This window comes from Parasphingorhabdus sp. (genome assembly GCF_039982415.1).
Classification (GTDB): Bacteria; Pseudomonadota; Alphaproteobacteria; order Sphingomonadales; family Sphingomonadaceae; genus Parasphingorhabdus.
This window is the reverse complement of sequence record NZ_JBDWYL010000006.1, coordinates 41,665-54,931: the sequence shown is the minus strand read 5'-3', so window position 1 is coordinate 54,931 and position 13,267 is coordinate 41,665. Positions and strand designations below refer to the sequence as shown.

Annotated in this window: 11 protein-coding genes; 4 read left to right on the top strand and 7 right to left on the bottom strand. The window is 53.4% G+C overall.

Features of this window, described 5'->3' with window-relative positions; all coding sequences use genetic code 11:
- Positions 1-28 precede the first annotated feature (28 nt).
- Positions 29-2,551, bottom strand: coding sequence for a TonB-dependent receptor (locus ABJU74_RS05965; protein WP_348383956.1), 2,523 nt, complete (start codon positions 2,549-2,551; stop codon positions 29-31).
- A 191-nt stretch (positions 2,552-2,742) separates the two neighbouring features.
- Here ABJU74_RS05965 and ABJU74_RS05960 point away from each other — a divergent pair, with 191 nt between their 5' ends.
- Genes ABJU74_RS05960 through ABJU74_RS05950 form a run of 3 tightly spaced genes read left to right on the top strand, consistent with a single transcriptional unit; the run spans position 2,743 to position 7,094 of the window.
- Positions 2,743-3,801: a VOC family protein gene (locus ABJU74_RS05960; protein WP_348383957.1), complete on the top strand. Its 1,059-nt coding sequence runs from the start codon at positions 2,743-2,745 to the stop codon at positions 3,799-3,801.
- 11 nt (positions 3,802-3,812) lie between these two features.
- Positions 3,813-4,571: an SDR family NAD(P)-dependent oxidoreductase gene (locus tag ABJU74_RS05955; protein WP_348383958.1), complete on the top strand. Its 759-nt coding sequence runs from the start codon at positions 3,813-3,815 to the stop codon at positions 4,569-4,571.
- 42 nt (positions 4,572-4,613) lie between these two features.
- Entirely contained in the window at positions 4,614-7,094 is a 2,481-nt protein-coding gene (locus ABJU74_RS05950; RefSeq protein ID WP_348383959.1) for a PQQ-binding-like beta-propeller repeat protein, read from the top strand.
- Here the strand turns inward: ABJU74_RS05950 and ABJU74_RS05945 are convergent.
- Together ABJU74_RS05945 and ABJU74_RS05940 are read right to left on the bottom strand one after the other, a co-directional pair.
- Positions 7,091-8,134, bottom strand: coding sequence for an alpha/beta hydrolase (locus ABJU74_RS05945; protein WP_348383960.1), 1,044 nt, complete (start codon positions 8,132-8,134; stop codon positions 7,091-7,093). The genes ABJU74_RS05950 and ABJU74_RS05945 overlap by 4 nt on opposite strands.
- A 207-nt stretch (positions 8,135-8,341) precedes the next feature.
- On the bottom strand, positions 8,342-9,229 hold the full coding sequence (locus ABJU74_RS05940; RefSeq protein WP_348383961.1) for a LysR family transcriptional regulator: 888 nt from the start codon (positions 9,227-9,229) through the stop codon (positions 8,342-8,344).
- A 95-nt stretch (positions 9,230-9,324) separates the two neighbouring features.
- Here ABJU74_RS05940 and ABJU74_RS05935 point away from each other — a divergent pair, with 95 nt between their 5' ends.
- Positions 9,325-10,545: a serine hydrolase domain-containing protein gene (locus ABJU74_RS05935; protein WP_348383962.1), complete on the top strand. Its 1,221-nt coding sequence runs from the start codon at positions 9,325-9,327 to the stop codon at positions 10,543-10,545.
- Positions 10,546-10,611: 66 nt separating this feature from the next.
- Here ABJU74_RS05935 and ABJU74_RS05930 read toward each other — a convergent pair whose 3' ends face one another.
- From ABJU74_RS05930 to ABJU74_RS05915, 4 genes are read right to left on the bottom strand one after another with little or no spacing between them, the layout of a single operon-like run.
- Positions 10,612-10,776, bottom strand: coding sequence for a hypothetical protein (locus ABJU74_RS05930; protein WP_348383963.1), 165 nt, complete (start codon positions 10,774-10,776; stop codon positions 10,612-10,614).
- 11 nt (positions 10,777-10,787) lie between these two features.
- Complete coding sequence (locus ABJU74_RS05925) at positions 10,788-11,819, bottom strand: sugar kinase (RefSeq protein WP_348383964.1); 1,032 nt, start codon at positions 11,817-11,819, stop codon at positions 10,788-10,790.
- A 1-nt stretch (position 11,820) separates the two neighbouring features.
- Entirely contained in the window at positions 11,821-12,477 is a 657-nt protein-coding gene (gene eda / locus ABJU74_RS05920; RefSeq protein ID WP_348383965.1) for a bifunctional 4-hydroxy-2-oxoglutarate aldolase/2-dehydro-3-deoxy-phosphogluconate aldolase, read from the bottom strand.
- A gap of 21 nt (positions 12,478-12,498) precedes the next feature.
- Complete coding sequence (locus ABJU74_RS05915; protein WP_348383966.1) at positions 12,499-13,254, bottom strand: glucose 1-dehydrogenase; 756 nt, start codon at positions 13,252-13,254, stop codon at positions 12,499-12,501.
- Between the last annotated feature and the right edge of the window lie 13 nt (positions 13,255-13,267).

Here is a 13,267-nt window from a genome sequence, read left to right as displayed (position 1 = left end):
CCACCCTCTCGCATCCTCAGGGAGAGCTCTAGAACCGGAAGCGCACAAGGCCGCCATAAGTCTGTGGCTGATTGCGAAAGCCGACAAGCGAACCGGGTAGACCCACTGCGGGAGAGACGAGGTTGAGATAAGCTGTGTCGGTGAGATTGCGACCCCAGAGCGAAAACTCTAGTCCATTGGCGAGACCCAGCGTGACAGAGGCGTTGAGATTTTCGACCGCACGTTTGAAGTTCGACAGGCCGTTCACGATCTCGACATTGCTCTCAACAAGATAATCAGCGTGGAAGCGCAGCGTCGCATCATCGCCAACATCGAGTACATATGTTCCCCCAACGACCACTGACCATTCAGGTACACCGGAAGGACGCTCGCCGCTAAGATCCGTCGGGACTACGGTGAAGCTAGGCGAGAGGGCGGTACCGCCAGTAAACGTGTCGAAAACAGAATCGAGATAGGTTACCCCTGCAGTGAAGGTGAGCTCAGGGATCGGCGAGATTCTGGCATCGAACTCAAAGCCGGTGACCGATTGCTGTTCAGCGTTACCGAGAATAAAACCTGTTCCGGTAAAGACATTGGTCTGAAACCCTTCGAGTGTCTGGTCGAAGAGCGCTAGGTTGAACGAGAAGCCATCCCAACTGCCCTTGATACCGATCTCGTAGACTTCTGATTCCTCAGGACCCGCAAATCGTGATCCGGTCCTGAGGTTCGGCACGGCGAGCCCCGCATCGCGTATTGGTGAGGCTGCCACCGGGGGCGACTGAAACGGTGAACCAGGCACGAAATCAGCGGCAAATGGGCGGCTGTCGTTAGATAGATTGAACGACGAGGCTTTGAACCCGGTCGCATAAGTCGCGTAAAGGCTCACATTATCGGATGCATCATAAGCAAGGCGGATTGTATAGGATAGATCCTGATCATCCGTGCGGCCGTCCTCGACCGCGTTGGGAAAGTTCAGATAGGGTGGATTGAATTGCAGCCCGCGCAGTCCAAGAAACGGGTTGGTCGCTGGATCAGAGGCTAGAACGCTGGCAACCGCTGGCGGAGCCCCACCAGCCACAGCTGCGTTAAAGCCCGCCTGAACAAGGTCGATGCCGGAGAAGACATCGGTGCTCACATTATTCGATACGACCTCTTTCTTATCCTCGGTATAATTTGCGCCGACCGTGAACGTAAGGCCGTCGGTGATCTCGAAATCGAGCTGACCGAAGATTGAGAACGACGTATTCTCATAGTCGTAATCGAGCGTACGTCCTTGGCCGACGCCGCCAAAACTGCCCGCAGGAATACCGGGGACAAGTGCCCGCAGTGTAGGCTCAAGCGCGCTGTAAGCGCCGCCGGTGACGGCATTAGCGAAGCGCAGGAAACCCTCGCCATTGCCGAATTCCGCACCTTGATCGATGGTCTCATGGAAAAGGAAGCCACCGATCAGGAAATTGAGTGGACCGTCGAAATCGGATGCGGCGCGCAGTTCGCCCGTATATGTCTTGATATCAATTGTGTTGATATTGGTGCCAATCGAATTGAGGCTGGTAAAGTCGCTGTCTTGATTTACGAACACGTCGGAGCGGCGATACGCGCCGATTCCCGTCACATCTATATTACCCGTACTCCAATCGCCTTGTAATGAGATGCCGTAGTTTTCGACCTCGTTTGTTGGCGCAAAGTTGACCGTGCTTTGTAGCGAAAGCGGCTCGTTAGCAACAAACTCGCCGCCAATCGCGCGCACCAACCCGCCCAACGGCCCATCAACGACATTCGTCGCTCCGCAGCACACTTCGTCGATCTGGTCGTAGTCGGCAATCACGCGGAATTTGAGGACGGAGCTAGGCTGGAACAGCAACTGCCCGCGCACGCCCCATCGATTGCGATCATTGATATCCTGATTGATGATAATGTCTTCGATATAGCCGTCACGCCGATTGTAATTGCCGCCGATGCTGAACGCGAGCGTGTCGCTGATCGGGCCCGTTATGTTGGCTTTGGCAACGACTGCATCATAATTACCATAAGAAAGCTCGGCAACTCCTCCGAAATCGAATTGTGGCTCGCGCGTGACGACGCTGATGATCCCCGCGGAGGCGTTCTTGCCAAACAAAGTCGATTGCGGGCCATTGAGCACCTCGACTCGCTGCAGGTCAGGCAAATCGGCGATCTGCGCAGCAGCGCGTGAACGGTAAACACCGTCTACAAACACGCCGACTGAAGGTTCAATCCCGGGATTGGCCGATCCGTTGCCAAAACCGCGGATGATGAAGTTTGTATTCGTAGACAGACTGCTCTGACTGACACGCAGTGAGGGTACCAGCGTCTGAATATCGAGCAGGTCCCGCACTTGCGCGTCTTCGATTTGTTCTACCGTGGTGACGGAAACCGCTATCGGCGTTTCCTGCAAGGTCGCCTGACGCTTTGACGCGGTCACAATGATCAGATTGCTATCGGGCTCTACGGCACTTGCAGCGGCCTCGTTGTCTTGCGCGAAAGCGGCTGTTGATGTGGCACAGAATGCAATTGTGCTGAACCCCGCAAGCAATGCGCGATATGTCGTTTTCATGAGTCTATCCCCTCTATTAAGTGATAATAAAGTACACTTTAGGCAACGTAATGTCGTACTATCGCTCTTTTAACAAGGAATTTTACACATTATGTTGACTTCTAGTAAATATAGAGATTAATGGTGCATCTTGACAACACCGTCGCTCGGCGACTCAATGAGCCGCGGCATCAACCATATGGGAGATAGCAATGAGGATGTGGAAACTAGCGTTAGCGACATCGGGCGCATTAACCATGAGCGCGTGCGCATCGCAAACTTCTGAACTTCCCGAAGATTCGGTGATAAAAGGCGTAGGCTGGGTGGGCGCGGTTGTCAGCGATCTTGATAAGACCACCGCGCTTTACGAGGACGCGATCGACCTGAAACAAGTCGATGACACAGCCATCACAGGTAATAAGGCCTTCGATCAACTGGCGGGGCGCGAAGGGGTGGAGGCGCAAACCCGTATGATGCGAAGCGTTAATATGCAGTTGCGCTTTATGTCGTTTGCAAATCCATCTGCCAAAGCGCAAGCAACGTCCCCGATAGAAGTTTTTGGGCCGGGTATCATGCATGTCTGCTATCAGGTTGATCAGGAAACCAAGACATATCAGAAATTTCTAGCGGGCGGCGCGACCCATTTGGGTAAAAAGGAGATGCAGCAGCTCAACCCGCGCAATCCGGTCTACTATTCCTATTCACGCGACTTCGATGGGCTAATTGCAGAGATCGAGCATGTCGACATTGCTCAGCTCGATCTTCCTAAGCCCCCTAAAAACCAACGTCGCATTCGCCATGTCGCCCTTGCCACGCCAGACGTAGATCGGCTCACGGAATTTTATGCGGCACTGCTCGGACAGCCTGAGTTTCGCCGTTTCGGCCAATGGCCTTTCTTGCGCATGGAAGGCGAAAAGTCCGATGCGGTCTCAGGCCTCGATAATGGTGTGGGCGAAGCTGCATGGTTTCAAATCCGCAATCTGGAGCTTGAGATCTTTCAGTTTCATAGCCATCCGACCGAAGCCCCCGGGACGCCGCGGCCACTCGATGCGCCCGGATATAATATGATCGTCCTTGATGTTTCTAATCTCGACGAGGCGCGCGCTTTGTTTGAGCGAGCCGGTGGCACAATCGAGACAGGCCCCACCGCGATGGACGGCGGGGAAATCATCTTTGGCCGGGACCCGGACGGCAACCTAATCGGCCTGCAGGTGACGCCGACCGACGCGTTAGTTTCGTCGCGTAATTTCAGGAACAACGGAATAGAATGAGGGATAGTTTAATGTTTGATCTAACGGGCCACGTGTCCATTGTCACAGGTGGAAATGGCGGGCTAGGGCTCGCTTATTGCCGGGGCTTGGTGAAAAGCGGCGCAAAGGTTGCAATCTGGGGCCGAAACGAGGCCAAGAATGCCTCTGCAATTGAAGAAATTCGAGCGATGGGCGGCAAAGCAGAAGCCTTTGTCTGCGATGTTACCGACGAGGCAGAGATCAACGCCGCCTTCAAGCAAACGCTCAACCGATTTGAAAAGGTCGACAGCTGCTTTGCCAATGCAGGTGGCGGCGGCTTTCGCGGCGCCTCGCACACCATTGGTCGACAAGCCTGGCTCGATACAATTGACCTTAATCTGATGAGTGTGGTGCAGACCTGGGCCCCGATTACTGAGCATTTTCTGGAAAGAAAGATTCCAGGCCGACTGATCGTAACCTCTTCGGTTGCGGCCTTGATTGGCTCGGGAGGCGCAGCCGGCTATTCGACTACCAAGGCAGCGGTGCTCGGACTAACGCAAGCGCTTGCCGTCGAGTTGGGGAAGGCTGGCATCCGTGTGAACGCTCTCTTACCTGGCTTTATTGAAACCGAAATGTCACTTGATACGAGCGAGGCGTTCCAGGAATCCGCACGCCGCAGATCCGCGATCGGGCGCATTGGCGAGCTTGAGGATATGGAAGGTGCTGCGGTTTTCCTTGCGTCGAAAGAGAGTGACTTCATGACCGGTCAAGGGATCGTTCTTGACGGCGGGAGCACCATCTACCCTCTGTAACTTGGGCGATTGTGCGATAGAAAAACGGCGAAGGATAAGATCATGAGTGTTTCAAATATACTGCACTGGACTGTCGCAATCCTGTTCCTGTTGATCGGATTGCTTCTAACTCTGGGCGGTGGTCTTCTGATCTATCTCGGCGGTAGTTTCTATTACATCCTGGCCGGTATCGCATCTCTCGCGGTCGCTTTCTTCACGATCAGGCGAAGTGCAAAGGCGTTTTGGATCTATGCCGCCCTGTTCGTCGCCACTTTGGTCTGGTCAGTGTTCGAGGCCGAATTGCATTTCCTTGCACTCCTGCCACGTCTTGCCATGTGGCTGGGTCTCGGCATTTGGTTCCTGACGCCGTGGTATCGCCAGTCACTGATAAACAAGAAAGATTCAGAAGCCGATGTTGCATTACCGCCCAACCGTTGGTGGATCGGTGCATCGGCCCTTGCCTCCGTCCTTCTTCTGATAATAGCAAGTCTTCAAGGCTATGTCCGCAACAGCGAAGGCACCGTCCGCAGCGGCGACGCGGTCGCGGCCGCTGATGACTGGCGGCACTATGGCAACACGGAAGGCGGCACGCGTTTTGCTACGGTCGATGATATCACCACCGAAACTGTTGGGGGATTGAAGGAAGTCTGGCGTTATCGAACGGGTGTTGAAGAAGACTTTAAGGCAACCCCTCTTAACATCGAAGGAAAGCTGTTCCTGTGTACCGCGCGCAATGTCATGATCGCACTGGATGATGCAACGGGCGAAGAGCTTTGGCGCTACGACCATGGAATCGAACCGCCGATGGAAAACCAATATGCGCGCACCTGCCGCGGGGTCGGATATCATGAGGCACCAAAAGCATATACGGGCCAATGCGCCAAGCGGGTTGTTACCTCAACTGTCGATGCGACGATTATCGCGGTGGATGCCGATACCGGAGAACTTTGCTCTGATTTTGGCGAAGGCGGCGTGGTCGACCTTTGGCAAGGACTGGGCGCGGACCAGCACGAGCGGTTCGAATATTGGGTCACCTCGGCTCCGCTAGTGGCGGGGGACAATCTGGTAATTGGAGGTCAGGTAGCCGACACTCAGGATTTGGGACTGCCATCGGGCGTTGTACGCGCTTTTAATGCGATAACGGGCGAGTTTGTTTGGGCTTGGGATCTTGGCAATCCAGGCAATAATGAAGCCCCAGCCGAGGGTAAGACCTACACGCCGGGCACGCCAAATGTCTGGTCAATTATGAGTTATGACGCGGATCTGGGCCTGATTTATGCTCCGACTGGCAATCCTTCGCCCGACTATTTTGGCGGGGCGCGGCGCGATTTTGACGAGGAATATTCTTCCTCAATCGTGGCAATTGATGCCAGCACTGGTCGAGCAAGTTGGCATTATCAGATCGTCCATCACGACGTTTGGGATTACGATCTGCCAGCGCAACCCGTGCTGGTCGATGTTCGGCGCGAAGGCGAGTTGGTACCCTCTGTCGCGGTTCCGACAAAGATGGGCGATATTTTTCTGCTTGACCGGCGCGACGGCACCCCCGTGCACCCAATTGTGGAGAAGCCTGTGCCGCAAACTGGTGGGGTCGAAGCCGAAAAACTTGCTGCTACCCAGCCAGAGTCACCGCTGCCCAATTTTCACCCTTTCCGCCACGAAAAGGATATGTGGGGCCTTACCCCAATCGATCAAATGGTCTGCCGGATCGAATATCGGACCATGAATTATGAAGGGATGTACACCCCTCCTTCGCTTGCCACAGGCCTCACGCAAACCGGGACTATGCTTTATCCGGGTAATTTCGGCGGCTTTAACTGGGGCAGTGTTTCGGTTGATGCGGACAACGGCCTTCTGGTCGCTGCGCCTATGATGCTTGCGCACCGTCTCATAATGGTGACGCCTGAACAAGTCGCCGAAGCCGGCCCGATTGCAGGTCTCTTCCTGGGCTCCAATCACCCGGCTGTACGCTATGAGGAAGACGGTTCTATGCCACTTTTGGGCGACCCCGATCCGGGCGATCCTTTCGATCATCGTCAGATCAAGGCCTATGGCTACCCTGGACCGTTTATGTCGCGGCTCGGTACGCAGGTTCCTTGTTTTGAACCGCCGTGGTCTCAAATCGCAGTGATCGACCTCAACACTAAGGAGTTGCTCTGGAGCCGTCCAGCTGGCGATATGAGCCAATCTGGTCCCTTTAATCTGCGCTCTGGTATTCCTTACGATGTTGGCACGGCGGTACGGGCTGGGACGCTTACGACGCGTGGCGGGCTCACTTTTCTTAGTTCTGCCATGGATGCAAAAGTCCGGGCCTTTGACCTACGCACGGGCGAAGAGAAATGGGAGGCTCCACTTCCCGGCAACGGCCTCGCAACGCCAATGACATACCGCTCCACCCGTGACGGCAAACAATATCTAATTGTTACTGTACCCAACCCCACATGGCGTTATCCGCGCGATCCAATAACGAACCAGTATATCGATTCGCAAAGCGTTGTGGACGGCAAAGGCGGTTACGTCATCGCCTATGCCCTTGAAGACTAGTCCGCGCCTGCATTCACCGAGGCTGCCTCAATATGAGTTCGGATGGCTGAATTGACGATTTCAGCTTCGCGGACGTGGGGCCAGTGACCAATATCCGGCAAAGTCAGAAGTTTGGGTTTATCTGAGAGTCCCATCAGTCGGTCGAGCGCAGTCTGGTTAAAGATCGGATCATCGTTTCCCCATATATACAACGCAGGCATCGTTACGCGCGCGTTACGAGACGGCCAAAAATCGACCTCTGCCAGATCATCAGGATGGGGCAGATTGGCACGATACCAATTGATATGCGCGTTGGTGCGCTTTGGGTCGCTGGTGGCAGCGCGAAACAAATCACCTTCTTCGGAGGTAAGCTTTCCCGCTTCGACCAGCGGACGGTACGCCCCGTCGTAAATTGTATCCGCCGTACCTAAAAGCACCAACAGCGGCGGGTTCGCTTGCTTGAAGCGTTCGACATAGCCCGCGCTCTTTCGAGCACTGGGATCGGTTTCCAAGGCGTGGAGGCTGGCGTTGATCGCGGGTGCGCTGAGGCCGGTGACTGAGAGCACCCGCTCCGGATAACGCTGCGCGAACCCGATGGCGAAGGCTGAACCCCAATCGTGACCTACTATATGAGCCTGCTGCGTTCCCAGTTCATCGAGCAATGCAGCAAGATGTTCGGCCATCGCTTCAAGCTTATAGTCTCGTTCATCCGTCGGCGCATCGGATTTACCTGCACCAAGCCCATCAATTGCTACAACTCGGTAATCGCTTTTAAAGTAGTCGACCTGACGCAGGAACGAGAACCAGGATGATGGAAAACCATGCAGAAAGACAATAGTCTCGCCCTGTCCTGCTTCGACGTAATGCAGCCTATTGTCAGCATATTCAAAATAGCCTTCTTGTAAACTGCCGCGCTCACCGAGAGGCGCGTTGAGAAGGCTCACAGCAGGATCGGGTGATTGACGGTCGACAGTGCTCGGCCAAATCGACCAAGACAAGACAGCGACCACAGCAACTGCAATCGCGGCAAAAGATCCAAGTAGAAGGCGTTTAGCCATCATCAATACACCCTTGGAATATCATACACTTGGAGTTTTACCTTAAGTGGTAATATAGTCAACTTATGATAGGGGGGGTTCCTAGTCGGCCTCTTGGTCAAAGCGACTGCTTTTTAGTCGGAAGCTGACGATCAATCAACACTATGCCAATATCCGCTTTTGCGTCCAAAGCGGCCATCAAAAATCACGGCCCAACCGTGTTTGAAACTTTCACAAATTGTCTTTCAGCCAATTTAACACCAGCGTAACGCGCTTTGATTTGGCGCTGCGTTCGCGGCAAAGGGCGACAATCGGGGCTTGCGGCGCGGACCAGTCAGGCAGCAGTTCAACCAGCGTGCCTTTTTTTAAAGCTTTGAGCACATTCCATTCCGAACGGAGCACAATACCCAGGCCATTAATCGCCCAGTCGAGGGCAACCTGCCCATCATTACAGACTAGCACAGGGTTGATTCTAATGGTCGTCTGCTTTGCTTTTTTGTCGAATAATATCCAGTAGCTTCCTTTATCCCCATCTTCGGAAATGGCGATGCACCGATGTCCGGCAATCTCGTCTGGCGATTGCGGTGTGCCATATTCTGCCAAATAATCTGGTGCTGCGCAGAGTATCCGTCGATTTTCGGCTAATGGGATTGCAACAAAATTTGAATCCTGAGGCGGCGCGATCCGAATGGCGATATCCCAACTGCCTTCCGGTATTTGACTGAGATCGTCACTCAACCGAAGATGCACGTCAAGATTGGGATATTTTTTGGAGAGCTTGCCCATTAATGGCGCAATATGATGCCGTCCAAATCCCATTGGAGCAACGAGACTAACAAGGCCGCTGACCCGATCATGCCTGTCATTGATACCGTCTTGAATAAGGGTCAGTTCCGATAAAACACCACCCGCTCGTTCCGCGAGATATTCGCCATCGGATGTCAATATAATGCCGGAACGGCCATTGCGCTGGGCGAGCTTGTGACCCAGCCGCTGTTCCAGCAGGGAAAGTCTTTGACTAATCGCTGACGGTGTTAAATGCATATCTCTGGAAACGGCGGCAATTGATCGCCGCTGGGACAATAAAGATATTAGTCTGAGGTCATCCGAATTAATCATTAGAATGTTTTATCATTAAATTCAGAAATAACCATTTTTATTATCTGATAATTATTGCTAACTTTCAATCAGATTACCGGTGAAGGAGAGTTCCCATGTTCACAAAAATGATCACAAAGGCAATATTGCTGCCCAGCTTTGTTGTTGCGAGCATGAGTAGCTCCGTCGCGGGCGCTGAGGCTGGTACCAGCCCCGAGAATGCGCCTTTTCCCTTGGCTTCGTTTGACAATGCGATTGTGTCGCTAAAGGATCGGAACGAGGCCAATGCAAAACGGTGGACGGTGATCGAGCGGATGAAGGCCTATTATGTCCCAGGCGCTAGCGTGGCAATCATCCGCAACGGCAAAGTCATAATGACGAAGGGTTATGGAACGCAATCGGCTAATTCCGGTAATGCTGTGGATGGACAGACGGTTTTTTCCGCTGGCTCGGTCAGTAAAGTGGTCAATGCAGCATTGGTCCTGCGTCTGGTTCAAGCGGGCATTCTCGATCTTGATAAGGATGTGAATCACTATCTGAAATCCTGGAAAGTACCTGAAAGCAAATATACGGCGATTGAAAAGGTCACGCTCCGGCGGCTGCTTGCTCATACTTCTGGTTTGAGCCAACATGGCTTTCCGGATTTTCAACCGGGAGAAAAATTACCAACCATAGTTCAGACACTGAATGGAAAGTCGCCCGCCAAACATGGCCGGATAAAATCCCTGTTCACGCCCGGTGAAAAGATGAAATATTCGGGCGGCGGAATCACGGTGGCGCAATTGGTTATCGAAGATGTGACCGGCCTGACCTATAATGAAGCAGCGGAAAAATATGTCTTCGAACCTTTAGCAATGACCAGAAGTACATTTGCTAATCCGCTTCCGGAAACCCATGGAAATATTGCCCGCGCCCATGACAAGAAAGGCAAGGCTGTTGCTCTTCCGCGCGGTTACCAAGCCATGCCGGAATTGGCAGCTTCTGGCCTTTGGACGAGCGCTGAGGATCTGGGAAAATTTGTTCTGGGCATGATGGATGAAGAGTTTTTGTCGAACGAGTTGCGCAATGATATGCAAACCCGGCAGGGAAAGAGTTGGCACGGTCTGGGCCCCAGATTAAACGGCATCGGCGATAAGCTGGCCTTCCACCATGGCGGTGCAAATGACAGTTATAAATCATGGATCGAAGGCCATCCGGTTCAGAAAAATGGCATTGTCGTTCTGACCAACGGGGAAAATGGCCGCGAGCTGGGATATGAATTGCGTATCGCTGCAGAAAAAGCGTGGCATTGGTCGATCAACTTTCCAGCCGATTTTGCAACGCCCCAATTCCAATAGATGATTTTTCAACAATGTCGGTCGGCGTCCAATTGTGCCGTTTGATGAAACGAAAACGATTCTCAATCAGTGTTTCTGCTCGTTATTTTGCGGAGCAAGACTGCCCAATTCTCGTTGCAGACATTTTTCGAACAGTTGCTGTTCACGCGAGGGATTATCATTGGCAACCCGTTGTTGATCGATAACGGGGCGATATAGACCCTTAGTGAAGGACAGAGAGAAAACGGTCATGCGCGTTCTCGCTAGCGTTGTACGCGGCCGGAGCCGTCGCCGGACATAAGTTTTTCGACTTCAGCGACACTGACCCGATTGAAATCACCGAGGATGGAATGTTTCAGACAGCTGCCTGCGACCGCAAATTCGAGAGATTCCTGACGATCCGTATAGGCATTTAAGCCATAGATCAGAGCAGAGGCAAAGCTATCACCACCACCGACTCGATCAATAATATCGGTAATTTCATAGCGCCGTGACAATTTAAAATCACCGCCACGTTCGCGCAGACAAGCGGACCAGCCGTTGCGATCGGCGCTCATGCTTTCACGCAAGGTAATCGCGATGGTGGACATGTTCGGATAAAGCTCCAATACTTTTTCCGACAGCGCTTCATATTTCTTCGTATCGAGTTCGCCGGCTTCCACATCAACATCCACGCTGATGCCAAGCGATTTCTGGCAGTCTTCTTCATTGGCAATACCAACGTCAACATGCTTGACCAATTCAGACATGACTTCCGGAGCGCTCTTGCCGTATTTCCACAGCTTGCCGCGATAGTTGAAATCGCACGATACGGTTACGCCCGCTTTTTTGGCAGCTTGCACGCATTCAATGCTGAGATCGGCCGACTCTTGTGTGAGCGCCGGAGTGATACCGGTAATATGAAGCCATTTTGCGCCATTGAAAATGGACGTCCAATCAAAATCACCCGGTTTGCATTCGCTAATCGCACTATGAGCGCGGTCATAGATGACTTTGGATGGCCGCTGATTGGCACCGGTTTCTAGAAAATATATCCCGACCCGATCACCCGAACGGCGGACATGGGTTGTATCGACACCGAAACGGCGCAATTCGCCGATGGCCGATGCACCCACATCATTGTCAGGCAAGGCAGAGATAAAGCCGGAATTCAGGCCATAATTGCTGAGCGCCACCGCGACATTGGCTTCGCCGCCACCAAAAGTTGCTTCAAAGCTGGGGGACTGGAAAAACCGTTCATGGCCCGGTGTTTTGAGCCGCAACATGATCTCGCCAAAAGATAGAAATTCTGTCACCTTATTTCTCCATAGAGCGCGCATTTTGGCCGATCGCGACCGCTTCCTGCGCTAATGTTGTTATTGCATCAAAATTGCCGGCCTCAATTTCAGCGGCCGGGGTGAGCCAACTGCCGCCACAGGCAACGACGGAGGGCAGGGCGAGAAATTCGCCCAGATTGCTCGCCGACACACCGCCTGTTGGCATGAAACGCATATCGCGAAAGACCGAAGACAGGGCTTTGAGCATGGGCACCCCGCCAGCAAGAGCGGCAGGGAAAAATTTCACCGTGCGCAGTCCCAAAGCATAAGCGCGCTGGACCTCGCCAGCTGTCATCGTCCCCGCAAAGAGCGGAACCGCTTGGTCCAGGCAATATTCCGCCACCTCATCAACCAGTCCGGGGCAGACAATAAATTGGGCGCCCCGCGCGATCACTTCTTCTGCCTGGGCAACCGTCAGCACCGTGCCGGCGCCCACGATCAATCCGGAAGTTTCTTTGACAATCGCTTCCATGCAATCAACCGCTTCATCGGTGCGCAGCACCACTTCGATAACGCTGAGCCCGCCTTCACTTAGCGCCTGGGCGGTATCCACGGCAATGGCAGTATCCTGCGCGCCGATAAGCGGCACGACAGCGGCTTGAGCAAGCCGGTCTTCGAGTTGCTGACGAATATTCATTTGCTTTGTCGCCTTTTCAGATCAGGAGAAAAACAATCCACCATTAATATCAATATTGGTCCCGCTGATGAACGAGGCCTCGTCAGACGCAAGATAGGCTGTCGCATCGGCAGTTTCCTCTGCTAGGCCCTGACGGCGCAGCGGAGTGGAATTGGCGACATTTTCACGCACCGCATCGGCGGTAAATGTATCGTGGAACGATGTTGCAATCATACCGGGACACAAGGAATTACAGCGAATGCCTTTGGGACCGAGATCTTTGGCCATGGCCCGAGTGAATGTCATCACCGCGCCTTTTGAGGTGGCATAGGCAGCCGCACCCGGCCCGCCGCCATCCCGGCCTGCCAGGGATGCGAAATTCACAATGGCTCCGCCTTTGGGCATGTGAGGTACCACCGCTTTGGTTGTGAGGAAGGTCGACGTCACATTGAGGCGCATGACATGCTCAAAAAATTCCATGTCCATTTCATCGAGACCTTTGCGCTCGACGAGACCGCCAGTGACATTGACCAGAATATCAATCGTTTCGCCAAAAGCAGCTTGAGCCGCCGCGACAAGCCTGTCGACATCTTCCGGTTTCATCATATCGGCTTTGCAGGAAATTGCTGTCCCGCCGGCCGCTTCAATCTCGGCCAGTGTTTCGTTGGCTTGCTCTTCATTGTTGCAATAGTTCACAACGACCTTAGCGCCTTCGCGAGCCAGCTTCACTGAGACAGCGCGACCAATATCCCGGCTACCACCGGTCACAATTGCTACCTTGTCTTTCAATTTAGTCATGTTTTCCCCTGTC